The sequence below is a fragment of the Salipiger sp. PrR007 genome (assembly GCF_010499845.1).
GTDB lineage: Bacteria > Pseudomonadota > Alphaproteobacteria > Rhodobacterales > Rhodobacteraceae > Salipiger > Salipiger pacificus_A.
In genome coordinates this window covers 50,169-74,816 of the sequence record NZ_JAAGOZ010000050.1, presented here as the reverse complement: position 1 = coordinate 74,816, position 24,648 = coordinate 50,169, and the positions used below count along the sequence as shown (strand labels likewise).

General features: G+C 66.2%; 21 protein-coding genes and 1 riboswitch. Of the genes, 11 read left to right on the top strand and 10 right to left on the bottom strand.

Translation table 11 applies throughout. The features are described 5' to 3' along the window. Window positions 1-58: 58 nt before the first annotated feature. The 5 genes from G0Q01_RS19380 to G0Q01_RS19360 all read right to left on the bottom strand — a co-directional run bounded on the left by G0Q01_RS19380 (window position 59) and on the right by G0Q01_RS19360 (window position 6,436). On the bottom strand, window positions 59-2,353 hold the full coding sequence (locus G0Q01_RS19380; RefSeq protein ID WP_164191771.1) for an arginine/lysine/ornithine decarboxylase: 2,295 nt from the start codon (window positions 2,351-2,353) through the stop codon (window positions 59-61). Window positions 2,354-2,533: 180 nt separating this feature from the next. Further along, window positions 2,534-4,126 (bottom strand): ATP-dependent DNA ligase, encoded by a 1,593-nt coding sequence (locus G0Q01_RS19375; RefSeq protein WP_164191766.1) that lies wholly within the window; start codon window positions 4,124-4,126, stop codon window positions 2,534-2,536. Next, window positions 4,123-5,139, bottom strand: coding sequence for a ligase-associated DNA damage response exonuclease (locus tag G0Q01_RS19370; RefSeq protein ID WP_164191761.1), 1,017 nt, complete (start codon window positions 5,137-5,139; stop codon window positions 4,123-4,125). The genes G0Q01_RS19375 and G0Q01_RS19370 overlap by 4 nt, the downstream gene beginning before the upstream one ends. A gap of 38 nt (window positions 5,140-5,177) precedes the next feature. Further along, window positions 5,178-6,146, bottom strand: a complete 969-nt coding sequence (locus G0Q01_RS19365; protein ID WP_164191758.1) for an alpha/beta fold hydrolase — start codon at window positions 6,144-6,146, stop codon at window positions 5,178-5,180. Continuing rightward, a complete protein-coding gene (locus G0Q01_RS19360) occupies window positions 6,146-6,436 on the bottom strand; it encodes an SCP2 sterol-binding domain-containing protein (protein WP_108965077.1) in 291 nt (96 codons plus the stop codon). Before G0Q01_RS19360 ends, G0Q01_RS19365 begins: the two co-directional genes overlap by 1 nt. A 65-nt stretch (window positions 6,437-6,501) precedes the next feature. On the opposite strand from G0Q01_RS19360, the gene G0Q01_RS19355 reads away from it, so the two are divergent. From G0Q01_RS19355 to G0Q01_RS19335, 5 genes are all read left to right on the top strand, one after another. Then, the gene (locus tag G0Q01_RS19355) at window positions 6,502-7,065 is read left to right on the top strand and encodes a hypothetical protein (RefSeq protein ID WP_164191755.1); all 564 of its coding nucleotides are present in this window, start codon (window positions 6,502-6,504) and stop codon (window positions 7,063-7,065) included. Window positions 7,066-7,142: 77 nt separating this feature from the next. Further along, a complete protein-coding gene (locus G0Q01_RS19350) occupies window positions 7,143-10,133 on the top strand; it encodes a helicase-related protein (RefSeq protein WP_164213741.1) in 2,991 nt (996 codons plus the stop codon). Between the two features lie 12 nt (window positions 10,134-10,145). Beyond that, window positions 10,146-10,529: an RNA-binding S4 domain-containing protein gene (locus G0Q01_RS19345; protein ID WP_108965080.1), complete on the top strand. Its 384-nt coding sequence runs from the start codon at window positions 10,146-10,148 to the stop codon at window positions 10,527-10,529. Window positions 10,530-10,578: 49 nt separating this feature from the next. Further along, on the top strand, window positions 10,579-10,917 hold the full coding sequence (gene fdxA / locus G0Q01_RS19340) for a ferredoxin FdxA (RefSeq protein ID WP_092430094.1): 339 nt from the start codon (window positions 10,579-10,581) through the stop codon (window positions 10,915-10,917). A 316-nt stretch (window positions 10,918-11,233) separates the two neighbouring features. After that, complete coding sequence (locus G0Q01_RS19335) at window positions 11,234-11,743, top strand: CarD family transcriptional regulator (protein WP_066105780.1); 510 nt, start codon at window positions 11,234-11,236, stop codon at window positions 11,741-11,743. 79 nt (window positions 11,744-11,822) lie between these two features. On the opposite strand, the gene G0Q01_RS19330 is transcribed toward G0Q01_RS19335, so the two are convergent. After that, the gene (locus tag G0Q01_RS19330) at window positions 11,823-13,136 is read right to left on the bottom strand and encodes an NAD(P)/FAD-dependent oxidoreductase (protein ID WP_164191747.1); all 1,314 of its coding nucleotides are present in this window, start codon (window positions 13,134-13,136) and stop codon (window positions 11,823-11,825) included. Window positions 13,137-13,389: 253 nt separating this feature from the next. After that, window positions 13,390-15,258 (bottom strand): monovalent cation:proton antiporter-2 (CPA2) family protein, encoded by a 1,869-nt coding sequence (locus G0Q01_RS19325; protein WP_164191743.1) that lies wholly within the window; start codon window positions 15,256-15,258, stop codon window positions 13,390-13,392. A 159-nt stretch (window positions 15,259-15,417) separates the two neighbouring features. Next, window positions 15,418-15,494: riboswitch (SAM riboswitch) on the top strand. Window positions 15,495-15,570: 76 nt separating this feature from the next. Here G0Q01_RS19325 and metZ point away from each other — a divergent pair. The 4 genes from metZ to G0Q01_RS19305 all read left to right on the top strand — a co-directional run bounded on the left by metZ (window position 15,571) and on the right by G0Q01_RS19305 (window position 19,940). Then, window positions 15,571-16,755: an O-succinylhomoserine sulfhydrylase gene (gene metZ / locus G0Q01_RS19320; RefSeq protein WP_164191740.1), complete on the top strand. Its 1,185-nt coding sequence runs from the start codon at window positions 15,571-15,573 to the stop codon at window positions 16,753-16,755. A 162-nt stretch (window positions 16,756-16,917) separates the two neighbouring features. Further along, the gene (gene folE2, locus G0Q01_RS19315; protein ID WP_164191737.1) at window positions 16,918-18,018 is read left to right on the top strand and encodes a GTP cyclohydrolase FolE2; all 1,101 of its coding nucleotides are present in this window, start codon (window positions 16,918-16,920) and stop codon (window positions 18,016-18,018) included. A 177-nt stretch (window positions 18,019-18,195) separates the two neighbouring features. Continuing rightward, window positions 18,196-18,435 (top strand): hypothetical protein, encoded by a 240-nt coding sequence (locus tag G0Q01_RS19310; RefSeq protein ID WP_164191733.1) that lies wholly within the window; start codon window positions 18,196-18,198, stop codon window positions 18,433-18,435. 56 nt (window positions 18,436-18,491) lie between these two features. Then, window positions 18,492-19,940 carry a TrkH family potassium uptake protein gene (locus G0Q01_RS19305; protein WP_164191730.1) on the top strand — a complete coding sequence of 483 codons (1,449 nt, stop codon included), beginning with the start codon at window positions 18,492-18,494 and terminating at the stop codon, window positions 19,938-19,940. A 55-nt stretch (window positions 19,941-19,995) separates the two neighbouring features. Here the strand turns inward: G0Q01_RS19305 and G0Q01_RS19300 are convergent, their stop codons facing one another. Next, on the bottom strand, window positions 19,996-21,369 hold the full coding sequence (locus G0Q01_RS19300) for an FAD-binding oxidoreductase (protein ID WP_164191727.1): 1,374 nt from the start codon (window positions 21,367-21,369) through the stop codon (window positions 19,996-19,998). Between the two features lie 73 nt (window positions 21,370-21,442). Between G0Q01_RS19300 and G0Q01_RS19295 the strand changes: the two genes are divergently transcribed. Continuing rightward, a complete protein-coding gene (locus G0Q01_RS19295; protein ID WP_164191723.1) occupies window positions 21,443-23,119 on the top strand; it encodes a chloride channel protein in 1,677 nt (558 codons plus the stop codon). A 53-nt stretch (window positions 23,120-23,172) separates the two neighbouring features. Here the strand turns inward: G0Q01_RS19295 and G0Q01_RS19290 are convergent, their stop codons facing one another. Continuing rightward, window positions 23,173-23,610: an organic hydroperoxide resistance protein gene (locus tag G0Q01_RS19290; protein WP_164191719.1), complete on the bottom strand. Its 438-nt coding sequence runs from the start codon at window positions 23,608-23,610 to the stop codon at window positions 23,173-23,175. Between the two features lie 103 nt (window positions 23,611-23,713). On the opposite strand from G0Q01_RS19290, the gene G0Q01_RS19285 reads away from it, so the two are divergent. Continuing rightward, window positions 23,714-24,202: a MarR family winged helix-turn-helix transcriptional regulator gene (locus tag G0Q01_RS19285; RefSeq protein WP_235940273.1), complete on the top strand. Its 489-nt coding sequence runs from the start codon at window positions 23,714-23,716 to the stop codon at window positions 24,200-24,202. 73 nt (window positions 24,203-24,275) lie between these two features. On the opposite strand, the gene G0Q01_RS19280 is transcribed toward G0Q01_RS19285, so the two are convergent. After that, window positions 24,276-24,620 carry a DUF427 domain-containing protein gene (locus G0Q01_RS19280; protein WP_108965090.1) on the bottom strand — a complete coding sequence of 115 codons (345 nt, stop codon included), beginning with the start codon at window positions 24,618-24,620 and terminating at the stop codon, window positions 24,276-24,278. Between the last annotated feature and the right edge of the window lie 28 nt (window positions 24,621-24,648).

The window sequence follows — 24,648 nt, the reverse complement described above, 5'->3', positions numbered from 1 at the left end:
CCCGGGGTCAGGCGCGCGGTGCCTTGGGGCGGCACCCCTCGGCAAAGCGCACCCTTGCTCACTCCGCCACGCAGTCGGCGAAATACTCCACCGAGCCGTCCGGCATCTCCTTCTGCACGAGCCCGTGGATGTCGGTCTCGAAGCCGGGGCACTGCCGCGCGAACTCGCGGTTGAAGCGCAGGTAGTCGACGATGCGCTTGTTGAACACCTCGCCGGGGATGAGCAGCGGGATGCCCGGCGGGTAGGGGGTGACCAGCGAGGTGGTGATCCGGCCTTCGAGCTCGTCGATCGGCACGCGCTGCGTGGTGCGGCGCGCGATGTGCGAGAAGGCCTCGCCGGGGTTCATCGCGGGGGTGAGATCGCTGAGGTAAATCTCGGTCGACAGCCGCGCCACGTCGTACTTGGCGTATTGCGAGTGGACGTGCTGGCACAGGTCCTTCAGCCCCATGCGCTCGTACCGGCGGTGCTTTTGGCAAAACTCCGGCATCGAGCGCCACATCGGCTGGTTCTTGGCGTAATCATCCTTGAACTGCTGCAGCGCGGTCAGCAGCGTGTTCCAGCGGCCCTTGGTGATGCCGATGGTGAACATGATGAAGAAGCTGTAGAGCCCGGTCTTTTCCACCACCACACCGTGCTCGGCGAGATACTTGGTCACGATCGACGCGGGGATGCCCCAGTCGTCGAAACGCCCGTCGAGGTCGAGGCCCGGGGTGATGATCGTGGCTTTGATCGGGTCGAGCATGTTGAAGCCCGGCGCCATGTCGCCAAAGCCGTGCCAGCTGTCGGTGCCGCTGCTCTCGACGCCCTCGGCGTCGGTCTTCTTCAGCACCCAGTCGCGGGTCCGGCCCATGCCGTCGCTGTTGTGGTCGAAATCCTCGGGGCCCCAGACCTGGAACCACCAGTCGTCGGCGCCGTATTCCTCGTCGACCTTGCGCATGGCGCGGCGGAATTCCAGCGCCTCGACGATGCTCTCCTCGACCAGCGCGGTGCCGCCCGGCGGCTCCATCATCGCCGCCGCCACGTCGCAGCTGGCGATGATGCTGTACTGCGGGCTGGTGGAGGTGTGCATCAGGTAAGCTTCGTTGAAGAGATGCCGGTCGAGCTTGGTTTCTTCGCTGTCCTGCACAAGCACGTGGCTCGCCTGCGAAATGCCCGCCAGCAGCTTGTGCACCGATTGGGTTGCATAGGTCAGCGACTTGCGGGTGCGCCCGCGTTTGCGGCCCATTGCGTGATAGGCGCCGTAGAACGGGTGGAAGGCGGCATGGGGCAGCCAGGCTTCGTCGAAGTGCAGGTTCTCGACGTAGCCGTCGAGCAGTCCCTTGATCTCTTCGGTATTGTAGAGAACCCCGTCATAGGTCGACTGTGTCAGCGTCATGATGCGCGGCTGCACTGTCTCGGCATCCACGTCCTTGAGCAGCGGGTTGTTGCGGATCTTCGCCTTGATGCTCTCGATCTCGAACTCGCTGCGCTGGATCGGGCCGATGATGCCCCAATGGTTGCGCGTCGGCTTGAGGAACACCGGGATCGCCCCGGTCATGATGATCGAGTGCAGGATCGACTTGTGACAGTTGCGGTCCACCACGACCACGTCGCCGGGCGCCACGCTGTGGTGCCAGACCATCTTGTTCGACGTCGAGGTGCCGTTGGTCACGAAGAAGCAGTGATCGGCGTTGAAGATGCGCGCGGCATTGCGTTCGGATTCGCCGATGGCGCCGTTGTGGTCCAGCAGCTGGCCCAGTTCCTCGACCGCGTTGCACACGTCGGCGCGCAGCATGTTCTCGCCGTAGAACTGGTGGTACATCTGGCCGATGGGCGATTTCAGGAAGGCGACCCCGCCCGAATGCCCGGGGCAGTGCCACGAGTAGGACCCGTCCTCGGCATAGTCGAGCAGCGCCTTGAAGAAGGGCGGCTGGATGCCCTCGAGGTAGCTCTTGGCCTCGCGGATGATGTGCTTGGCGACGAACTCCGGCGTGTCCTCGAACATGTGGATGAAGCCGTGCAGCTCGCGCAGGATGTCGTTCGGCAGGTGCCGCGAGGTCTTGGTCTCGCCGTAGATGTAGATCGGCACATCGTCGTTCTTCCAGCGGACTTCCTCGATGAAGTTGCGCAGGTTGAGCACCGCCGGGTCGAGCTCGGGGCCGGGAGAGAATTCCTCGTCGTCGATCGACAGCACGAAGGCGCTGGCGCGCGATTGCTGCTGGGCGAATTGCGACAGGTCGCCGTAACTGGTGGCGCCCAGCACTTCGAACCCCTCGGCTTCGATCGCTTCCGCGAGCGCGCGGATGCCGAGGCCCGAGCTGTTCTCGGAGCGGAAGTCTTCGTCGATGATCACGATGGGGAAGCGGAACTTCATTCTTGTCTCCAACCGGGGGTCTTTCGTTGGGTGGGTGTTCGGTCGCCGAGGCCATTGGCCCCTGTTCCGGGCGGGTCGAGGGGGGCTGCAAATCAGCCCTATAATGAATGGATGTTTCTTTCTTTTGAACCCGTCCCCGTCAAGGGGCTGCATGCGGAACCGGGCGGCGGATCGCGGGCCTCAACCATAGGCGCCGAGCAGCGCCTTGAGCCCCTCCAGCGTGTCGATCTCATCCACCGGCTTGTCGCGTCGCCAGCGCGCCATGCGCGGAAAGCGCAGCGCGATGCCCGACTTGTGACGCGCGCTCTGCTGTATGCCCTCGAAGGCGATCTCGAAAACCAGTTCGGGCGTCACTTGCCGCACTGGTCCGAAGCGCTGCTGGGTGTTGCGTTTGACCCAGCGGGTGATCTCGTCGAACTCGGCATCGGTCAGGCCCGAGTAGGCCTTGGTGAAAGGCACGAGCCCATTGCCGTCGCGTACCGCGAAGGTGAAGTCGGTGAACAGGTTGGCCCGCCGTCCATGGCCCTGCTGGGCGTAAATCATCACCGCATCGACGCTCAGCGGATCAAGCTTCCACTTCCACCAGTCACCGCGCCTGCGCCCGCCCTGATAGGCCGAGTCCCGGTGCTTCAGCATCAGCCCCTCGGAGCGGTGTTCACGGGCGTTTTCGCGGCGGGAGGCAAGGGCCGGCCAGTCCGCCTCTGTCAGAAGCGGCGAGGGCATCACGGCGGCATCCTCCGGCAGGCCCGAGAGCATCGCGTCGAGCCGCGCGCGGCGCTCGGACAGGGGCAGGGCGCGGATGTCGGTGCCCTCGTGCTCGAGCAGATCGTAGGCGAGCATCCGCACCGGCGCCTCGGTCAGCAGTTTCTTCGGCACGGTCTTGCGCCCGATGCGCGGTTGCAGCTGGGCGAAGGGCAGCGGCGCGCCGTCCTTCCACGCGAGGATCTCGCCGTCGAGCACCGTGCCCGGCGGAAGGAAGTCCGGCGTGCGGGCGAATTCGGGGAAGCGGTCGGTGATCAGCTCTTCGCCGCGCGACCAGAGGTGGTGCACCCCGCCGCGCAGGATGAGTTGGCCGCGGATGCCATCCCACTTCCATTCGGCCAGCCAGTCGCCGGGATCACCCAGACTCGCGGCCTCGGCCTCGAGCGGCGAGGCAAGGCAGAACGGGTAGGGGCGGCTCTCGTCCTCGGTCGCGTCTTCCTCGGCGGTGAGCTGGTCCCAGCTGCTGTCCTCGGGTTGCCAGTTCCCCATCAGGCGCAGCGCCATGGCGGGCTCGTCGACGCCGGTCGCCTCGGCCAGCGCGCGGGTCATCAGCTTGCGGCTGATGCCAATGCGGAAGCCGCCGGTGATCAGTTTATTGAAAAGGAAACGCTCGGTCGCATCCAGACGATCCCAGGCGTCGAGCACCGCTGCCTTGCGCGCCTCGGTCTCCATCCCGGCCAGCCCTTTGACGACGCCGATCCAATCGTTCAGATCGCGGTCTTCGGGCGCCGCGGCGGGGGGCAGGATCAGCGCGATGGTCTCTGCGAGGTCGCCGACGATCGGATAGCTCTCCTCGAACAGCCAGAGCGGAATCTCGGCCCGTTCCGCCGCCCATTCTCGCAGCAGCGTCGCGGTCACCGCCCGCTTCGGACGGCGCCCCGAAAAGAGCGCCACCGCCCAGAGACGATCAGCCTCGGGCGCCTCGCGGAAAAACTCGGTCAGAGCGGCAACTTTCTCTGAAGTTCTCGTTGTTTGGTCGAGCCTTGTGAAGAGGCGCGCGAAGTCTTTCATGCGGCGTCTCCACTTTCCGTCGCGGCGTCCTCGTCTCCGCCGAACTCTGTGGGCACCGGGGTGGCGTCGTAGCCTTCGCTGCGTAGGTATTGCGCGAAGATATCCACGTAACCATGTGTTGGATATATTTTTTCAGCGCCGGTTTCCTTGATCGCCCGCAGCAGCGCGGGCCAGTCGGCGTGATCCGAGATGACGAAGCCGCGCTGTACCCCGCGCCGCCGCCGCACGCCGCGCAGCCGCATCCAGCCCGAGGCGAAACCGGTCTGCGCCGGGCCGAATTTGCGGGCCCAGGAGGTGCCGAAGGCCGAGGGTGGTGCGATGACCATCGGCGCGGGATGCGCCTTGCGGTCGAAGTCCGGGGTCACGGGGATCGTCTCGCGATCAAACGCCCCGACGGCGCGCAGCACGGCGTTGCTGCCCTCCACCGCACCGTGGGTGTGGATCTCACCGATGCCGGGGTCGAGCATGGAGATCAGCCGCTGGGCCTTGCCGAGACTGTAGGCACCCAGAAGCGAGGCGCGACCGGCGTCGCGGTTGGCGCGCCACCAAGCGTTGATCTCGGCGGCGATCTCGGCCTGCGCCTGCCAGCGGAAGACCGGAAGGCCAAAGGTGCATTCGGTGATGAACGCATGACATCGCACCGGCTCGAAGGGCTCGCTCAGCCCGTCCGCTTCCAGCTTGTAATCGCCCGAAACCACCCAAACCTCGCCGCCGACCTCGACCCGCACCTGCGCCGAGCCGGGCACGTGGCCGGCGGGATGGAAGCTGATCGTGGCGCCGCCGATGCGCAGCGGCTCGCCAAAGGACAGCTCCTGCACCTCGACCCCGAGCCGGTGGCGGATCATCGCGGCGGTGAGCGGGGTGGCGAGGTAGCTGCCATGGCCGGGGCGGGCGTGGTCGGAATGGGCATGGGTGATCAGCGCCCGCGGCACGGGGCGCCACGGGTCGATGTAGATGTCCGCCGCAGGGCAGTAGATGCCGCGCTCGGTGAAGCTGAGAACCGGGTCCGCCATGGAGCGGAAGGATAGGGCGCGGCGTGGCCGCGGCCAGTTCAGGCGCTGGCCTGCGCCCGGGCGGCCTCGGCGCCCTGCCGGTAGTGCGCCGCCAGTTGCGCTACGATGCGCGCGCGGGTCGCCGCATTCTCCATGAGCACCTCGTGCTCGCCGCCGCGGATCACCTCGAGTCGACCGCCGGGCCAGTCGGCCATGCGGACGCGGACACGGGCAGGATCGACCACGCGCTCGTTGCTGCCGAGATAGGTAAGGCAAGGCACCCCGGGCGCCGGAAGGCGTGAGAGCGACCGGCATTCCGCCAGTGCCTCGTGCAGCCAGCGCAGCGACGGGCCGCCAAGCGCCAGATCGGGCACCTCGGTGACCTGCCGCAGCATGTAATCCCAGCTGTCGCGGTCGGTGGTGAGCAGGTTGCCTTCGAAGGCGGTGCGCGCGAGGTAGCTGTCCGGCCCGGTCGAGGGCGCGTAGACATGCCCCATGCCCATGCGCGCGCCGGACCAGCTCAGCGCCCAGGCGGCCGTGCGCACGGGGCCGAACATGCGGATGCCCCACATCGGCGCGGTGAAGCCGGCGCCGGCGACCGGCAGGCCCCGGCTCAGGGCGCGCAGGCCGATGGCGCCGCCCATGGAATGGGCCAGCAGGTGCAGCGGGCGGGGCAGGCCAAGCACATCCACCGCATCGAGCAGAGCGGCCACGTCCTTCTGGTAGTCGGCGAAGAGGTGCACATGGCCGGTCTGCACGTCCTCAAGCATCCGATCCGCCAGCCCCTGCCCGCGCCAGTCGATGGTCAGCACGTGAAACCCTTGCGCCGCGAAGTCACGGGCCACGCGGCCGTATTTCTCGACGTATTCGGTGCGCCCGGGGAAGAGCAGCACCGTGCCGCCTGCCGCCTCGGGGCCGGGGTAATGGGCGATGCGCAGGCGCAGCCCGTCCTCGGCGCGAAGCCAGAAGGCGCGTGCCCCCTCGGGACCATCCGCGAGCGCGGTATGGAAAGGGGCCGGCTCGAGCATCAGCTCAGCACCCCCGCCAGGCGCATCGCCGCGCCCATGTCGCCATCGACCTTGAGCTTGCCTGTCATGAAGGCGGTGGTGGGGTTCTTCTCGCCGTCGATGATGGCGCGGAAGGTCTCGGTGTCGGCGGTCAGCGTCACGTCCGCGGCGTCATCGCCGACCCGCGCGCCGTTCTCGTCGACGACAAGGCTGCCTTTGCCCTCGATGACGAACTTGGCGACGCCGGCGAATCCCCGTCCGTCCAGCTTGCTGTTCAGCGCGGCCACCGCCGCCTTGACCGTTTCGCTCATGTTGCGGGCACTCCTTGCGAATTCCTGTGCTGGCAAAGCGCCAGCTCTGCGCTACACTTCCCTCTATGAGCATCCTGATCCGCGAATTCAAATCTAGAACGGCTCTGGCACTGGCCCTGATCACGTTTTGCCTACCCGGCGCGGCTGTGGCGGACCGGGCGGAGGAACTGCTGACCGAGCTCGCGACGGCCTCGAGCCCCGAGATCGCCGACCGTGCCGAGCGCGATCTCTTCAACGAGTGGTCGAAATCCGGCTCGCCGGCGATGGACCTGCTCCTCACGCGCGGCCGCGATGCGCTGGAGGTGAGCGACTTCGAGACCGCCATCGAGCATCTCACCGCGCTCACCGACCATGCGCCGGACTTCGCCGAGGGCTGGAGCACGCTGGCGCTGGCCTATTACGCCACCGACTCGCTCGGCCCGGCGATGGATGCGCTGGAGCATACGCTGGCGCTCAACCCCAACCATTTCGGTGCGTTGCAGGGGGTGGGGGCGATCCACGAGGAGCTGGGCGATCTTGACCTTGCCTATCGCGCCTATTCCCGGGTAGTTGAACTTCGGCCCTTCGATAGCGATGTTACCGAGGCCATCGAACGGCTCGAAACGCGGGTGAACGGCGTTTCTCTCTGAGGTACCGGAACTGGTCTCCGGCGGGGTGATCCGCCACAGACCAGACGACGGAAGAGGAAAGACAAGGCCCCCCTCCCATGGCCCAACGCGCTCGGATCGCGGCCGTCCTCGGCCCGACCAACACAGGCAAGACCCATTACGCCATCGAACGGATGCTCGCGCACAGGACCGGAATGATCGGCCTGCCGCTGCGGCTTCTGGCGCGCGAGGTCTACGACAAGGTCGTGGCCGCCCGCGGCCCCTCGGTGGCGGCGCTGGTGACGGGCGAAGAGCGGATCGTGCCGCCGCGCGCGCAATACTGGATCTGCACCGTCGAGGCGATGCCCGAGGGCATGGGCTGCGACTTCGTGGCCATCGACGAGATCCAGCTCTGCGCCGACCCCGAGCGCGGCCATGTTTTCACCGACCGGCTGCTGCGCATGCGCGGCCTTCACGAGACGCTGTTCCTCGGCGCGGACACTATGCGCGGGCCGATCTCGCAGCTGGTCAAGGGTGTCGAGTTCATGCGCCGCGACCGGATGAGCCAGCTGATGTACTCGGGCTCGAAGAAGATCAGCCGCATGCAGCCGCGCAGCGCCATCGTCGGCTTCTCGGTGGACAACGTCTATGCCATCGCCGAGCTCTTGCGACGCACCAAGGGCGGGGCGGCGGTGGTGATGGGCGCGCTCAGCCCGCGCACCCGCAACGCGCAGGTCGATCTCTACCAGAACGGCGATGTCGATTACCTCGTGGCCACCGATGCCATCGGCATGGGGCTCAACCTCGATGTCGATCACGTGGCGTTTTCCGCGCTGTGGAAGTTCGACGGGCGGCGGATGCGCGAGCTTCAGCCGAACGAGCTGGCGCAGATCGCCGGCCGCGCAGGGCGGGGCATGCGCGACGGCACCTTCGGCACCACCGGCGAAGCCGGGCAGATCCCCGAGGACTGGGTCGAGGCGATCACCAGCCACAGCTTCACGCCGCTCAGGAAGCTCAACTGGCGGAATCCCCAGCTGAATTTCGGTTCGCCCGAGGCGCTGATCGCCTCGCTGGAGAAGGCGCCGGACGACCCCAGCCTGGTCAAGGCGCGCGAAGCCGACGACCTGATGTCGCTCAAGTCGCTCAACTCGCAGGCGGAGGTCCGCGCGCGCGCGTCCGATCCCGCTTCGGTCAAGTTGCTCTGGGACGTCTGCCGTATTCCCGATTTCCGCGGGATCAGCCATAATGAACACGCGGCGCTTTTGCAGGTGATTTACCAGCACCTGCACGAGCGCGGAGAAATCCCGCGAGACTTCATGGCGCGGCAGGTGAAACGCATAGATCGAACCGATGGGGACATTGATGCGTTGTCGAAACGTCTGGCATTTATCCGCACTTGGACTTACGTGGCGCAACGCAAAGGTTGGGTCGATGACGAAAGCCATTGGCGCGAGGCAACCCGCGCGGTAGAAGATGCCCTGTCCGACGCGCTCCACGCGCGTCTTACGCAAAGATTTGTTGACCGGCGCTCGTCAGTGCTGATGCGGCGGTTGAAGCAGAAGGAGGCCCTCTTGGCCGAGGTGAACGAGAACGGAGAAGTGACCGTCGAAGGCGAATTCGTCGGTCGGCTCGAAGGGTTCCGCTTCCGGCAGGATGCCGGCGCGACGGGACAGGAGGCGAAGACGCTGAAAACGGCGTCGCTGCAGGCGCTCGCGCCGCATTTCCACCTGCGGGCGGATCGCTTCTATAACGCGCCCGATACCGAGATCGACTTCACCGAGCAGGGTGGCCTCATGTGGGGCGACCAGGCCGTGGGCAAGCTGGTCAAGGGTGACGACGCTCTGAAGCCGCGCGTCGCGGTCTTCGTCGATGACGAGGCCGGTGCGGATGTGGCGCAGAAGGTCGAGCGCCGCCTGCAGCATTTCATTGATCGCAAGATCGCCGCGCTCTTCGAGCCGCTGGTGAACATGCAGAACGACGAGGCGCTGACCGGGCTCGCCCGCGGCTTCGCCTTCCGTCTGGTCGAATCGATGGGCGTCATCCCGCGCGGCCAGGTGGCCGACGAGGTGAAGCAGCTCGATCAGGACGCCCGCGGCGCCCTGCGCAAGCACGGCGTGCGCTTCGGTCAGTATACGATCTTCATGCCGCTGCTGCTCAAGCCCGCACCGACGCGCCTGCGTCTGGTGCTGTGGTCGCTGGCCAACGATCTCGACAGCTTCCCCGAGGCGCCGCCGCCGGGTCTGGTGACCGTGCCCAACATGCGCGAAGTGCCGATGGCGCATTACACCCTGTCGGGCTACCGCCCCGCCGGTGAGCGCGCGATCCGCATCGACATGCTCGAGCGTCTCGCCGACATGCTGCGCAGCGAGGACAGCCGCGGTGGCTTCGAGGCCAAGGCCGACATGCTGTCGATCACCGGCATGACGCTCGAACAGTTCTCGGACCTGATGCAAGGTCTCGGCTACCGCGCCGAAAAAGGCGAGCGCACCAAGGTGCGCGCGGCCGACAAGGTGGTGACCGAGACCTCCGATCCTTCGGGCGTCCCGGGCGAGGACACGCCGGTCTTCGACGCCGCGCAGGAAGAAGAGGCGACACCCGCCGCGATGGCCGATCCGGCCGAAGCGCCCGAGGCCGCCGATCTTGTTGCCGGTAGCGAGTCGATCGACGACGAGGGCGTGGCCCCGATCGCCGAGACGCCGGAGCCGGTGGACGTCGACGACCACATTCCCGAGGCCTCTGAAACCGAGCTGCTGCCGGGCGATGCCCCGGACGCGGCGCTGGCCGGTCCCGAGACCGAGGTGTTCTACACCTTCACCTGGGGTGGCAACCGCGGCGCACGCGTCGGCCGTCAGGGTGGCCGCGACGATGCCCGTGAGGGCACTCGCGAGGGTGGTCGTGACGGAGGCCGCGAAGGCGGTCGCCAGGCGCGCGGCAAGGGCGGCCCCAAGGGCGGCGGCAAGCCCCGCGGCAAGGGCGGCCCCAAAGGTGGACCGAAGGGCGCTCCGAAGGGGCCCAAGACCTTCGAGTCGCGCCCCGAGAAGAAGGACCGGATCGATCCGGACAACCCCTTCGCGGCGGCGCTCATGGGCTTCAACAAGGGCAAGTCCTGAGGCGCACCGCGCGTGGCTGATCCGGCTCTGAAGCTCCGCATCGACAAATGGCTCTGGCAGGCCCGCTTCTTCAAGACGCGGGGCCTGTCGGCCAAGGCGGTCTCCGCTGGGGTCCGGGTCAACGGGCTCAACGTGTCGAAACCGGCGTTCAACGTGGGGCCGGGGGACGTTCTGACCTTCAGCCAGGCGCGTCAGGTGCGTGTGATCAAGGTCGTGGCGCTCGGCGAGCGCCGCGGCCCGGCGCCCGAGGCGCAGCAGCTCTATGAGGATCTTGATCCTCCGCAGCCCAGATCCGAGGATGACGTTCCGCCGGTCCAGCGCCTCGAAGGCAATTCTCGTCCCACCAAGCGCGACCGCAGGAAACTCGATCTTGATCGCGGCCGGGCGCTTGAATGATCGCGTTTGCTGGTCTAGCTAAGCGCCTATCAGCCTTTGAGAGACAGCAATGACCTACGTCGTCACCGAAAATTGTATCGCCTGCAAATACACCGATTGCGTGGAAGTCTGCCCGGTGGACTGTTTCTACGAGGGCGAGAACACGCTGGTGATCCATCCCGACGAATGCATCGACTGCGGCGTCTGCGAGCCGGAGTGCCCGGCTGACGCGATCCGCCCGGACACCGAGCCGGACATGGAGAAATGGGTCGAGTTCAACCGCAAGTACGCGGAACTCTGGCCGGTGATCATCACCAAGAAAGACCCGCTGCCGGAAGCCGAAGAGCGCGACGGCGAGGCCGACAAGATGACCAAGTACTTCTCGGAAGCACCCGGCGAGGGCGACTGAGAGGGGACAAATTCCGCTCGGCGCGGGGCGCGATTCGTGCCTGCCGAGCCGAGAGCCGCTCACAGGGGCGTGTTCGCGCCCGTAACACATTGTGATAAAACAACTTCTTTCCAGGGTGGGCGCTCCTAGGAAAGACGTTCATTTTGTGCTATGTTCTGCGCCACTCATGTTGAAACCATGCACACTTGACCGGGCCGATCTGCACCCCGGGGGTTAAGCTTTTCGCGTAAAACCAGACGAACGGAATGCACCTCCTAGCATCCCGTCCGTCTTCGTGTCGCGTGTGCGCAAGTTTCGCTGCTAAGGACGCTGTTGGATGACCAAGACCAAGAAGAACGAATTCCGCCCGAATGACTACGTGGTCTACCCGGCCCATGGCGTGGGTCAGATCATGTCGATCGAGGAGCAGGAAATCGCCGGCCTCAAGCTGGAGCTTTTCGTGATCTCCTTCGAGAAGGACAAGATGACGCTGCGGGTCCCGACCCACAAGGCGACCGAGATCGGCATGCGCTCGCTGTCCTCGCCGGATGTCGTGAGCCAGGCGATGAAGACGCTCAAGGGCAAGGCCAAGGTCAAGCGCGCCATGTGGTCCCGCCGTGCGCAGGAATACGAACAGAAGATCAACTCGGGCGACCTGATCGCGATTGCCGAAGTGGTGCGCGACCTGCACCGTGCCGATGACCAGCGCGAGCAGAGCTACTCCGAGCGTCAGCTTTACGAAGCCGCGCTTGAGCGCCTGACCCGCGAAGTGGCCGCCGTCTCGGGCGGCGACGAAGTGGCTGCAGCCCGCCAGGTGGACGAGGTTCTCGGTCTGCGTGCCGCCTGAGCGCGCTTCCCTCCCGACGAATAGGAAAGGGCTGTCCCCGCGGGGACAGCCCTTTTTCATTGGCGCTGTCCGGGCCGGCTCAGTGCAGCTTCAGCTTGGGGCGAATGCGGCTCGAGGCGCCGCCGAGCAGGGCGCCCATGGTGGCGCGCCAGGGGCCCAGCACCGACTTGCGGTGCAGGAAATGCAGCGAACGGTAGGCGCGCCGCGCCAGCCACCCCTCGATGGTGATCGTGCCGATCGCCTTGCCCATCAGAGAGCCCACCGCGCCCTCGTTGCTGATCGCCACCAGCGAGCCGTGGTCGGCGTAAGAGAAGTCCCTGAGCGGCTTGCCGGCGACCTGCGCGACGATCTGGCGCTCCATGAACTCGGCCTGCTGGGTGGCAACCTGGGCACGTGGCGGCAGCGAGGTCTCCTTGGCGGGCCAGGCGCAATCGGCGCAATCGCCGAGCGCGTAAATGCGCTCGTCAGCGAAGGTCTGCAGGGTGGGGCGCACCTTGAGACGGCCAAGGCTGCCGGTCTCGAAACCGTCGAGTTGTCCGATCACCTCGGGCGCGCGCACCCCCGCTGCCCAGACGGTCAGGTTGGAGCTGAGCGTGGTGCCGTCGGCGAGCGCCACCGAGCCGGGCTCGATCCGGGCCACCCGGGCGCCGGTCAGCACGTCGATGTGCAACTCGCGCAGGTGGCGGGCGACCTTGGCCGAGATGGTCTCGGGCAGGGCGCTCAGCACGCGCGGTGCCGCCTCGATCAGGCGGATGGTCACCGCGTCGGGGCGACGCACCTTGTGGATGCCGTTGCGGGCAAACTGCCCGGCGGCCTCGCGCAGTTCGGCGGCCAGCTCGACGCCGGTTGCCCCCGCGCCGATGATGGTCAGCTCGAGCTTCTCGGCGGTGCCGAGCGCGCCGGTCTGGAAGCGCAGGAAGAGGTTCAGCAGCTCGGCCTGCAGGCGCTTGGCTTGCGCCGGAGTGTCAAGCATCATGCAGTTCTCGGCGACGCCCGGCGTGCCGAAGTCGTTTGAGCGGCTGCCGATGGCGAGCACGAGGATGTCATAGGGCAGGGCGCGCTTCGGGGCGAGCGGGCGGTTGCTGGGGTCGTTCACCGCCTGCAGCTCCACCAGCCGCTTCTCGCGGTCGATACCGGTGAACCGGCCGAGGCGGAAGTTGTACTCGTTTCGGTGGGAATGCTCGAGCAGGCTGATCTCCTCGTCGAACCCCTTGGTCCCTGCGGCGAACTCGTGCAGAGACGGCTTCCACATGTGCGAGAGGTTCTCGTCGACGAGGGTGATCTCGGCCTTGCCGGCCTGGCCGAGGCGTCGGCTGAGGCGGGTGGCGAGGTTCAGGCCGGCGGTGCCGGCACCGACGATGACGATCTGGGGAGGCTTGGAGGCTTGGGGCATGTCGAGGCTATTCGCATCTGAGATACCGAAGGGCGGGACGTGGCCGGCGCCGCGTGCGCGGGTCTTGGTCCACCTCCGGCGCGGCCCGAATAGCCCAATGCTGCAGGTGCAGCATCCCCGAAATGCCCGGAGGCAATGACAATCCCGAGAGCACCGTGTCGCACGCGGCGATTTGCCTCAAATTTCAGCTAATCATTTGTGAGGGAAGGGGAATTTCCGATCTCTGTATGCCGTGGAATACCTTCTGGCCAAGTCAGGCCGCGTCGTGCCGCTCGGCCTCGAGCGCGCTGAACAGCGCCGTTTCGAGATCCTTCTCCAACTCGCGCGCGCGCCGCACATAGGCCGGGTTCTGCGATGGCGGCGTGCCCGGCTCCCAGAGGGTGGCCAGCTCGCGCATGGTCTCGCGGTCGTGGTGATAGAAGGTTTCCTCGGCGATGGCGGCCTCGTATTCGGTCAGCCCCACCTGCTCGAGCACGTAGCGCCCGGCGCGCAGCGAGCTGTCGAACATCTCGCGCACGATCTTGTCCGCCCCAGCCTGGTAGAGCTCGTAGACATGGGTGCGGTCGCGGGCGCGGGCGATGATGAAGATCTCGGGCCGGATGCGCTTGGCGAAGCGCACGAGCTTGGTGGTGGCCTTGGGATCGTCGAGCGCGGCCACCAGAACCTTGGCCTTTGAGATGCCCGCCGCGTGCAGCAGCTCGGGGCGGGTGGGGTCGCCGAAGAAACCCTTGACCCCGAATTGCCGCATCAGCTCGATGGTCTGCATGTCGTGATCGATGACCACCGTCTTGTAGCCCGAGCTTTGCACCAGCCGGTTGACGATCTGCCCGAAGCGCCCGATCCCGGCGAGGATGATCGGCCCTTCGCGGTCGATCCTGTCATCCGGGCGGCTGTCTGACTTGTCCTCGAGCTTGGCCGAGAGCTTGTCGTAGAGGATGAAGAGCGCCGGGGTGATCAGCATCGACAGCGCCACCACCATCAGCAGGCGCTGGCCGAAGGCCTCGGTCATCACGCTCTGTTGCAGCGCAAAGGAGATCAGCACGAAACCGAACTCGCCCGCCTGCGCGAGCGACAGGGTGAAGAGCATGCGGTCGCGCCCGCGCAGGTGGAAGAGCCCGCCCAGCACGTAGAGGATTGCACCCTTGACGAGGATCAGCCCCAACGTGATGCCCAGCAGCACGAAGGGCTCGCGCAGGAAGTCGGCGAAGCTCAGCCCCGCGCCCACGGTGATGAAGAAGAGCCCCAGCAGCAGCCCCTTGAAGGGCTCGATATCGCTTTCCAGCTGGTGGCGGAATTCCGAGTTCGCCAGCACCACGCCGGCAAGGAAGGTGCCGAGCGCCGGCGAGAGGCCGACCAGCCCCATGAGGAAGGCGATGCCGACCACGATCAGCAGTGCCACGGCGGTGAACATCTCGGGCAGGTGCGACGCATTGATGTGCCGGAAGAGCGGCCGCGCGCCGTAGATGCCCGCGAGGATGATCAGCGCCACCGCGCCGAGGGTCACAAGCGCCACGGCCCAGCCGGGCAGGCCGGCGACCAACGACATGCCATGCGCGCCATGATCGCCCTCGGGCAGCTGGATCGCGCCGTCGGCGCCGAGCGAGGCCGCCATGGGCGCGCCAAGCAGCGGCAACAGGATCAGCATCGGGATCACCGCGATGTCCTGTGTCAGCAGCACCGAGAAGGCAGAGCGCCCGCCGGCGGTCTGCATCAGCCCTTTTTCCGAGAGCGTCTGCAGCACGATGGCGGTGGACGACAGGGCAAAGACCATGCCCGCCGCGAGCGCGGTGGTCCAGGCCGTGCCAAGCCCCATGACCACCGCCGTGATCGCCGCCATGGTCAGCAGGATCTGCAGCCCGCCGAGCCCGATCAGACGGTGCCGCATGTCCCAGAGCGCGCGCGGCTCGAGCTCGAGCCCTATGATGAAAAGCATCATCACCACGCCGAACTCTGCGAAATGGCGCAGGTCGTCGGTATGCGAGACGAGGTGCAGGCCCGGTCCGATGATGATCCCCGCCAGCAGGTAGCCCAGCACCGAGCCGAGCCCCAGCCGCGTTGCGATCGGCACGGCGATCACCGCTGCCGCGAGATAGATGGAGGCCTGAAAGAGCGCGCTTTCCATGTCTGTCCGTGCCTGCTTCGTGACTGCCCTGACATCCGCATGATGCGGGGCGAGCACGGGGAATGACAAGCACCCCTGCGCGGCGACGCGCGGGCCGTGACATTCAATCGCAGCGCGGCTTGCCTTCGTCGCGCTTGACCGAAAGACATCGGCGGCGTATTTCGGCGCCGTGGCGATTTGTTGACGGATTGCGGGCCACGTAAAACATGCCGCTAAAAGGTCGGACGAGAGAGCCCCTTTCGCTTGACCGCGAGTGGGGCTTTTTCATTTCCGGCGCAAAGGGATCGTCCGGGCACAGAAAGGTGGAAGATCATGGCAGAATTCAAGAAGGCATCGCGGACCGAGCTGGTCCATGGCGGCACCAAGCGCAGCCAGTGGGGAGAGTTGAGCGAGGCCATCTTCCTCACCCAGGGCTTTGCCTATGACAGCGCCGAGCAGGCCGAGGCGCGCTTCATCAAGACCGAGCCGGACGAATTTATCTACGCCCGCTACGGCAACCCCACCGTCGCCATGTTCGAAGAGCGCATCGCGCTCTTGGAAGGCGCCGAGGATGCCTTTGCCACCGCCTCGGGCATGGCTGCCGTATCTGGCGCGCTGACGGCGATGTTGAAGGCCGGAGACCGCGTTGTCGCGGCGCGCGCGCTCTTCGGCTCGTGCCTTTACGTGCTCGAAACGATCCTGACCCGTTTCGGCGTCGAGGTGGTCTTTGTCGACGGGGCCGATCTGGAACAATGGGAAAAGGCGCTGAAGCCGGGCGCCGATCTTGTCTTCTTCGAAAGCATGTCCAACCCGACGCTGGAACTGGTCGATATTGAGGCCGTGGCCAAGCTGGCCCATGCGGCCGGCGCCAAGGTGGTGGTCGACAACGTCTTCTCGACCCCGGTCTACAGCCGCGCCATCGAGCAGGGCGCCGATGTGGTGGTCTATTCCGCCACCAAGCATATCGACGGCCAGGGCCGGGCGCTTGGCGGGGTGATCCTCGGCTCGCGCGAGATCATCCGTGGCGTGATCGAGCCCTACATGAAGCACACCGGCGGTTCGATGAGCCCCTTCACCGCCTGGATCATGCTCAAGGGTCTCGAGACGATCGACCTGCGGGTGCGTTCCCAGACGGCGTCTGCCGATGCGATCGCCAGAGCGGTCATCACCCACCCCAAGGTGGCCCGTGTGAGCTACCCTGGGCTGGAGAGCCACCCGCAGAACGCCCTGGCGCTGCGCCAGCTTGGGGCGGGGGGCACGATGGTCGCCTTTGAGATTAAAGGCGGAAAAGAGGCAGCCTTCCGCTTCTGCAATGCGCTCAAGGTGATCCTGATTTCGAACAACCTGGGGGACGCGAAGTCCATCGCCACGCACCCCGCAACGACGACCCACCAGCGCCTGTCCCCCGAGCAGCGTCAAGGACTTGGGATCGCTGACGGGCTGATCCGGCTCTCGGTCGGCATCGAGGATACCGGCGATCTTGTTGCAGATATTCAACAAGCTCTGGATGTTGCGTAAGAATTGTGCGGCCGAGGAAATTAACATTTGCTCGGCCACATTTTTGCCCGCAATAGATGATCCATAAGAATAGGTGCGCCCGTATAAGGGTCGTAAATAGTGGAAATTTCGGTAAAACATCCTAAGTACGTTGGAACGAACCCCCGCCTCGGAGGGCAGGACATGAATGTGTATTCGCCGGTAGTAGACCGCAACCCAAGCCGTGACGACGCAGAAGCCGCACTGGCCCTTCTCCGTCAGTGGACCCAAGTAGCCGACGACAGTGAAATTACCGATCTCGACCCCGCGCTTCTGAAACTCCTCGGTGCCGCGCAGGATTATCCGATCTTCTCGCGCCAGTATCCCGAGGGGTTCTCGGTCGACGACGCATACAAAACGTCCTTGCCTGACCTGCAAAACGGTCCGGCCTCGCTCATTCGTGGCGAAAATGTGCGCATTCAGCACGTCGGCATTTCCAATTTCCGCCTGCCCATCAGTTACCGGTTGAAGAATGGCTCGTCGCTCATGCTCGAGACCTCGGTCACCGGCACGGTCAGCCTCGAGGCCGACAAGAAGGGCATCAACATGTCGCGCATCATGCGCAGCTTCTACATCCATGCCGAAAAGAGCTTCAGCTTCGGCGTGATCGAGGCGGCGCTGAATGACTACATGTCGGATCTCGAGAGTTTCGACGCGCGCATCCAGATGCGCTTCTCCTTCCCGATGACGGTGACGAGCCTGCGCTCGGGCCTGTCGGGCTACCAGTACTACGACCTTGCATTGGAACTGGTGGAGCAGAACGGCGTGCGCCAGCGCATCGCCCATCTCGATTACGTCTACAGCTCGACCTGCCCCTGCTCGCTGGAGCTCTCGGAGCACGCCCGCCAGTTCCGCGGCCAGCTGGCCACGCCGCACTCGCAGCGCTCGGTGGCGCGCGTGTCGGTGGTGCTCGAGGACGACAGCGACGACTGCCTGTGGTTCGAGGACCTCGTGGGCCTGTGCCGCGGCGCGGTGCCGACCGAGACCCAGGTCATGGTCAAGCGCGAAGACGAACAGGCTTTCGCCGAGCTCAACGCCGCCAACCCGATCTTCGTCGAGGACGCGGCGCGGCTCTTCGCCGAGGCGATGGCCGGGGATGCCCGGATCGGCGATTTCCGCGTTATGTGCAGTCACCAGGAGAGCCTGCACTCGCATGACGCGGTGGCGCTGCTGACGCAGGGGCCGACCTTTGCCCAGACCAGCCTCGATCCGACGCTCTTCCCGAGCCTCATCCACCGGGGGTGATCTTTCCCGCGGCGCTTGCCGCGCTGCCACATGTTTCGGCACTCGCGCAATGCCGCCGGTCACTCCGGCGGCATTTTTCTGCGTTGCGGCAATTTTCCCGCGACCGGTCATGAATTTCCAAGGCGAAAAGGGGCAAGCTCTTGGCGGGAGGGCAGGCAACCCACCGGAGGTCTCGGCATGGCGACGAGCAGCGGCGCAGACAATGTCACCATCGGACTGGGACGCGGTTCGCTGCGTGCCAGGATAGATGCCTATTTCGCGGGTCTCGGACAGGGCATCAACGCCTATGGGCTGCGCCGGGCAAGGATGCATGAGATCCTAGTGCTGGAAAGCCAGAGCGATGAGCGCCTTGCCGAGATGGGGCTGACGCGCGAGCAAATCCTGCCGCACGTCTTTCGCGACCTTTTCGGTGACTGACCGGCTGCCGTAGCGCGGCGCTTGACAGGCACGCATGGCCGGGCGAAGGCTCGCGCATGTTCGATGTCCGCCCCGTTGCCTACGTTCTCGGTCTGCTCGTCACGACGCTCGGCGGCTGCATGCTGGTTCCGTTCCTCGTCGATGTTGTCGAGGGGCGCGAACATTGGCCCGTCTTTCTCGAAAGCGCGCTGATTACCATGCTTTGCGGCGGGCTGGTGAGCCTTGCCTGCGCTAATGCCGGGCGGCAGGGGCTGACCCTGCAGCAGACCTTCCTGCTGACCGTCGGGGCCTGGGTGGTGCTGCCGCTCTTCGGGGGCATTCCCTTCATGCTGGGGGCGACCGAGGCGCGCATCGTCGATGCCTTCTTCGAGGCCATGTCGGGGATCACCACCACTGGATCGACGGTCTTCACCGGGCTCGACGCGCTGCCCAAGGGAATCCTGCTGTGGCGCGGAATCCTGCAATGGCTGGGGGGCATCGGGATCATCGTTGTCGCCATGGTCTTCCTGCCGGAGCTGCGGGTGGGCGGCATGCAGATCTTCCGGTCCGAGGCCTTTGAGACCATGGGCAAGATTCTGCCCCGCGCCACCGAGATCGCCTCGTCCATCTCCACCATCTACGTTGGAATGACGCTGGCCTGTGCCGCCGCCTACATGTTCTGCGGGATGGATGCCTTCGACGCCACGGTGCATGCGCTGACCACGCTCTCGACCGGGGGGTTCGCCAACTACGATTCCTCTTTCGGCGGTTTCCAGGGGCCGGCGGAATATGTCGCCGCCTTCTTCATGCTCGCCGCCGCGCTGCCCTTCGTGCGCTACGTGCAGATGCTGAACGGTCACCACACGGCGCTGTGGCGCGACAGCCAGGTGCGCGCCTTCTTCGGAACCATCCTCGCGCTGGTGGCGGTGATGAGCGTCACGCTTGTCGCGCTCTTCCCGCACCACCCAGAGCAGGCGATCCGCGAGTCGCTGTTCAACATCAGCTCGATCATCTCGGGCACGGGCTATGCCTCGGTGGACTACATGGGCTGGGGGCCATTCCTGATCACCCTGTTCTTCTTCATCGGCCTTATCGGCGGCTGCGCCGGATCGACCGCCTGCTCGGTGAAGATCTTCCGCTACCAGCTGCTCTTTGCCTCGATCCGGGTGCAGCTCAAACGCATCCGCGCGCCGCATGGCGTCTTCACCCCACGCTTCGACGGCCGCCCGGTGGCCGATGACGTGCTGAGCTCGGTGATGGCCTATTTCGTCTTCTTCGTGGTCTCGCTCGGGGTGCTGTCGGTGGCGCTCGGTTTCACCGGGCTCGACTTCGTCACCTCGGTCTCGGGCGCGGCGACGGCGCTGGCCAATGTCGGGCCGGGGCTGGGCGAGATCATCGGCCCGGCGGGCAACTTCGCGACGCTCAACGACACCGCGAAATGGCTGCTGTCCTTCGCCATGCTGGTCGGTCGGCTCGAGATCATGGCGGTCTTCGTGCTGTTCACCGTGCGGTTCTGGCGCGGCTGAACGCTCCCATCTGCAGCGAAAAGGCCGGGTCCATGGGGAGCCGGCCTTTCGCATTTCAGTTCTGAGGCACCAGCTTTCCGGGGTTCATGATGTTCTGCGGATCGAGCGCGCGCTTGATCTCGCCCATCACGTGCCAGCCGTCCCCGTGCTCCTCTTGCATGTAGGCCAGCTTGCCGTGGCCCACACCGTGCTCGCCGGTGCAGGTGCCGCCCATGCGCAGGGCACGCTCTGCCATGCGGTGCGACAGGCGCTTGGCCTCGGTGAGCTCCTCGGGCGTGTCGGGGTCGACCAGAAGGATGGCGTGGAAGTTGCCGTCGCCGACGTGGCCGAGGATCGGGCCGGGGATGCCGCTTTGCGCGATGTCGGCCTGCGTCTCCTCCACCGCCTCGGCGAGGCGCGAGATCGGCACGCAGATGTCGGTGACCACGGCCCGCGCGCCCTTGCGCGAGGCGAGGATGGCGTAATAGCCGTTGTGGCGCAGCGCCCAGAGCGCGCGCCGCTCCTCTTCGCGGGCGGACCACTCGAAGGGGCTGCCGCCGTTGTCGGCGACGATCTCGGCGAAGCGCTCGGCGTCCTGCTTGACGCTCTCGGGCGAGCCGTTGAACTCCACAAGCAGGTGCGGGCTCTCGGCCATGGCCATGCCCGAATAGCTGGAAAAGGCACAGGCGGTGGCGGCGTCGACAAATTCTATCCGCGCCATGGGGATGCCCATCTGGATCGTCTCCATCACCGCGGTGACCGCGCTGCCCATGTCGGGGAAGGCGCAGATGCCCGCCGAGACCGCCTCGGGGATGCCGTGCAGCCGCAGCGTCAGCTCGGTGACGAGGCCGAGCGTGCCCTCGGAGCCGACGAAGAGCGCGGTGAGGTCATAGCCCGCCGCCGACTTGCGGGCGCGGGTGCCGGTCTCGATGGTGCGCCCGTCGGCGAGCACCGCCTTCAGACCCAGAACGTTGTCGCGCATGGAGCCGTAGCGCACCGTGGTGGTGCCCGAGGCGCGGGTCATCGCCATGCCGCCGAGCGTCGCATTGGCGCCGGGATCGACCGGGAAGAAGAGGCCCGTGGCGCGCAGCTCCTCGTTCAGCGCCTCGCGGGTGACGCCGGGCTGGATGGTCACGTCCATGTCGGCGGGGCGAATTTCCAGCACCTTGTTCATGCGGGTGAAATCGACAACCACGCCGCCTTTCACCGCCTGGCCGTGGCCCTCGAGCGAGCTGCCGGCACCCCAGCCGATCACCGGGCAGGCGTGCTCGGCGCAGATCTGCACGATGCGCTGCACCTCCTCGGGGGTTTCGGGGTAGGCGACACCATCGGGCGGGGTGAGGGGGAAATAGGACTCGGAACGGCCATGCTGCTCCAGTTCGGACTTGGAGCGGGTGAATCGTTCGCCTAGGAAGGCATCAAGAGCCTCCAGGGCTTCGGCGACGGGCATTGAGAAACCTCCGTGGAAAATCGGGGCGACCTTAGCCGCCGCGCGCGCCCTGCGAAAGCCATGGGACCGAGGAATGCCGCAGCAGATTGCCGATCAGTGGCGCGAGACACGCGCGCTTTGCAGCCGGGGCTGGGACACGCTGCGCCACAAGGGGCCGGGGCAGGTCACCTTCTGGGTGATCGCGCTTCTGGTGGGGGCCGCCGCGGGCCTTGCCGCGCTGCTCTTCCGGCTGGCCATCCAAAGGCTGCAGGCCTTCGTCTACGGCACCGAGGACGTGAACCTGCTGGCCAGCTTCGCCGAGACGCTGCCTTGGGTCTACGTGCTGCTGATCCCGGTGGCGGGCGGCGCGACGGTCGGACTCATCTTGCAGAAGTTCACCCCCGACGGGCGGGTGCGCAGCGTGTCGGACGTGATCGAGGGCGCGGCGCTGAACGATGGGCGAGTCGAGAAGAAGGCGGGCATTGCCTCGGCGCTCTGCTCGTGGATCACGCTCTCGACCGGCGGCTCCACCGGCCGAGAGGGTCCGGTCGTTCATATCGCGGCGATGATCGCCTCGTCGGTGTCGAACCTCTTGCGCGTCGACGGCATCACCGGGCGCGACCTGCTGGGCTGCGCCGTGGCGGCGGCGGTCTCGGCGAGCTTCAACGCGCCTATCGCAGGGGCGCTCTTCGGACTCGAGGTGATCCTTCGCCACTTCGCCCTGCACGCCTTTGCCCCGATCGTCGTCGCCAGCGCCGCGGGCACGGTGATCAACCGGCTCTACTTCGGCGATGTGACCGAGTTCGTTCTGCCCGGCACGACCACGGTGGAGTTCTACCTCGAGCTGCCGGCGTTTTTCCTCATGGGGCTGGTCTGCGGGCTGGTGGCGGTGCTGATGATCAAGGCGCTGTTCTGGTCCGACGGGCTGGGCACGGCGATCCAGAAGCGTCTCGGCCTGCCGCATTGGCTGCGTCCGGCAGTCGCGGGCCTGCTGCTCGGGGCCATCGCCATCGCCTTCCCGCATATCATCGGCGTCGGCTATGAAACGACGTCGCGTGCGCTGTCGGGGCAGCTGACGCTAAGTCAGGCCTTCGTCTTCGCGGCGGTGAAGGTGGCGGCGGTGTCGATCACCATGGCCGGGCGCATGGGCGGCGGGGTGTTTTCACCTTCGTTGATGGTGGGCGCGCTGACCGGGCTCACCTTTGGCCATATCGCCACCGGGCTCTTTCCCGAGCAGAGCTCGGTGTTCACTCTCTACGCGCTGGCGGGCATGGGCGCGGTGGCGGCGGCGGTGCTCGGCGCGCCGATCTCGACCACGCTCATCGTCTTCGAACTCACCGGCGACTGGCAGACCGGGCTCGCGGTGATGGTCTCGGTCTCGATGTCCACCGCGGTGGCCTCTCGGCTCGTCGACCGCAGCTTCTTCCTGTCGCAGCTGGCGCGGCGCAACGTCCAGCTTGCGGCCGGGCCGCAAGCCTACCTCTTGGCGATGTTCCGGGTGCAGGGGGTCATGCGCAAGCCCACGGACGAGGGGGCTGCGGACGAGGAAGCCTGCCTGCGGATGATCGAGCAGGGACTCTACGTGACCGCGCAGGCGACGCTGGAGGCAGCGCTACCGCTCTTTGACAAGTCGGGCGTGGCCTACCTGCCGGTGGTGACCCGCAGCGGTCCCGACGAGGCGCCGGTGCTGCAGGGCGCGCTGTTCCACGTCGATGCGCTCAAGGCCTACAATCGCGCCCTGGCGGCGACGGCGGAGGAAGAGCACAGCTGAAAGGCCGGCCCGGAGCAATGCGCTTCGGGCCGGCTGTCCGGGGAGCCGCTTCTCTAGGCCAGCTCGAGGTCAACCTCGATGTTGCCGCGCGTGGCGTTCGAATAGGGGCAGACCTCATGCGCGCGCTTGAGGATGCTCTCGGCCACATCCCTTTCCAGCCCCGGCATCTTCGCGACCAGCTTCACGGTGAGACCAAAGCCGCCCGCGGGCAGGGCGCCGATCCCCACATGCGCATCGACCGTGGTATCGGCGGGGACGTTGCCCAGTTTCTCGGCCTGCGCGACGAAGCGCATGGCGCTGAGGAAGCAGGCGGCATAGCCCATGGCGAAGAGCTCTTCTGGGTTGTGTCCCTTGCCCGAGCCGCCCAGTTCCTTGGGGCTGTTCATCGTGACCGTGAGCATGCCCGAGGCGAGCTTGGTCACACCATCGCGACCGCTTCCGGAAGCCTGCGCTTCGGTCCAGTATTTCACGTCGAGATCGGTCTGGGGCATGGGTGACTCCTTTGTTGTCGATTATATCGTGCACGATAGATATGCGGCACCTAGGAGAAGTCAATCGCTTGAGAATGGATCGTGCGCGATTTATATGGGGCAGATGACCGACGCAGCCCAACCCATCGAACCGCAGTCCGAAAGCCAGCGCGATCCGCAGACCTCCGCGCTCTCGCCGCAGGACATGGTCTGCTTTTCGCTCTACTCGGCAGTGCACGCGATGACGCAAGCCTATCGCCCGCATCTCGAGGCTCTTGGGCTGACCTATCCCCAATACCTCGTGATGAGCGCGCTCTGGTCCGCCACCGATGCGCCGACCGTGGGCACGCTCTCGCGCCAGCTGCAGCTCGAGTCGAGCACGCTGACGCCGCTGTTGAAGCGTCTCGAGACCACGGGCCTGCTGACCCGCCGACGCGATGCCGAGGACGAGCGGCAGGTGCGCATCGCGCTCACCGAGGCAGGGCAGGCGCTCCGGGGCCGCACCGCGCATATCGCGAGCTGCATCGCCGAGCAGAGCGGCATGAGCGTCGACGACCTGCTGGCCCTGCGCGATCAGGTCAGCCGTCTGCGAGACAACCTGCGCAAGGGCTGAAGCGCGGTCCCGTATCTGGAAAGCAAAAGGCCGGCCTCTCGGGCCGGCCTTTGTGTCTGCGCGGGTTTCCGGCTCAGACCTGTTCGACAGCCACGCCATCTTGCATGTCGAAGGCCAGGTAGCCCTTGATCCCTGCGGCGTCCGGCTTGGGGTCGAGGTACGAAAACACCGCGTTGGCGTAGGTGCGGCTCTTCGAGGCGATATGGTAATGCTCGGCGTCGCCAAGCGCCGCGCTGGTGCTGCGGTAGGCGCTCGGCTCAAGGAAGGCCATGGCCACGTCCTCGCGCGGGAAGAAGATGGTCAGAGGCTTGTCGCCTTCGGTCAACTCGAGGGCGCGGCTGCTTTCGCCAAGCACGGCGCCACCGGCGCGGATGACCCAAGTGCCCGAAGCCGGGCGGACGGCAATCTGTTTCAACATCATGTCTCTCCCCTTATCCGCCCATCAT

Bases quoted from the DNA above. Each gene is read 5' to 3' on its own strand.
- G0Q01_RS19305 (WP_164191730.1), top strand. From the start codon at position 18,492: ATGTTCGATGTCCGCCCCGTTGCCTACGTTCTCGGTCTGCTCGTCACG.
- folE2 (WP_164191737.1), top strand. From the start codon at position 16,918: ATGAATGTGTATTCGCCGGTAGTAGACCGCAACCCAAGCCGTGACGAC.
- G0Q01_RS19325 (WP_164191743.1), bottom strand. From the start codon at position 15,258: ATGGAAAGCGCGCTCTTTCAGGCCTCCATCTATCTCGCGGCAGCGGTG.
- G0Q01_RS19310 (WP_164191733.1), top strand. From the start codon at position 18,196: ATGGCGACGAGCAGCGGCGCAGACAATGTCACCATCGGACTGGGACGC.
- G0Q01_RS19370 (WP_164191761.1), bottom strand. From the start codon at position 5,139: ATGGCGGACCCGGTTCTCAGCTTCACCGAGCGCGGCATCTACTGCCCT.
- G0Q01_RS19330 (WP_164191747.1), bottom strand. From the start codon at position 13,136: ATGCCCCAAGCCTCCAAGCCTCCCCAGATCGTCATCGTCGGTGCCGGC.
- G0Q01_RS19285 (WP_235940273.1), top strand. From the start codon at position 23,714: ATGACCGACGCAGCCCAACCCATCGAACCGCAGTCCGAAAGCCAGCGC.
- fdxA (WP_092430094.1), top strand. From the start codon at position 10,579: ATGACCTACGTCGTCACCGAAAATTGTATCGCCTGCAAATACACCGAT.
- G0Q01_RS19280 (WP_108965090.1), bottom strand. From the start codon at position 24,620: ATGTTGAAACAGATTGCCGTCCGCCCGGCTTCGGGCACTTGGGTCATC.
- metZ (WP_164191740.1), top strand. From the start codon at position 15,571: ATGGCAGAATTCAAGAAGGCATCGCGGACCGAGCTGGTCCATGGCGGC.
- G0Q01_RS19355 (WP_164191755.1), top strand. From the start codon at position 6,502: ATGAGCATCCTGATCCGCGAATTCAAATCTAGAACGGCTCTGGCACTG.
- G0Q01_RS19375 (WP_164191766.1), bottom strand. From the start codon at position 4,126: ATGAAAGACTTCGCGCGCCTCTTCACAAGGCTCGACCAAACAACGAGA.
- G0Q01_RS19290 (WP_164191719.1), bottom strand. From the start codon at position 23,610: ATGCCCCAGACCGATCTCGACGTGAAATACTGGACCGAAGCGCAGGCT.
- G0Q01_RS19365 (WP_164191758.1), bottom strand. From the start codon at position 6,146: ATGCTCGAGCCGGCCCCTTTCCATACCGCGCTCGCGGATGGTCCCGAG.
- G0Q01_RS19380 (WP_164191771.1), bottom strand. From the start codon at position 2,353: ATGAAGTTCCGCTTCCCCATCGTGATCATCGACGAAGACTTCCGCTCC.
- G0Q01_RS19295 (WP_164191723.1), top strand. From the start codon at position 21,443: ATGCCGCAGCAGATTGCCGATCAGTGGCGCGAGACACGCGCGCTTTGC.
- G0Q01_RS19360 (WP_108965077.1), bottom strand. From the start codon at position 6,436: ATGAGCGAAACGGTCAAGGCGGCGGTGGCCGCGCTGAACAGCAAGCTG.
- G0Q01_RS19350 (WP_164213741.1), top strand. From the start codon at position 7,143: ATGGCCCAACGCGCTCGGATCGCGGCCGTCCTCGGCCCGACCAACACA.
- G0Q01_RS19300 (WP_164191727.1), bottom strand. From the start codon at position 21,369: ATGCCCGTCGCCGAAGCCCTGGAGGCTCTTGATGCCTTCCTAGGCGAA.
- G0Q01_RS19335 (WP_066105780.1), top strand. From the start codon at position 11,234: ATGACCAAGACCAAGAAGAACGAATTCCGCCCGAATGACTACGTGGTC.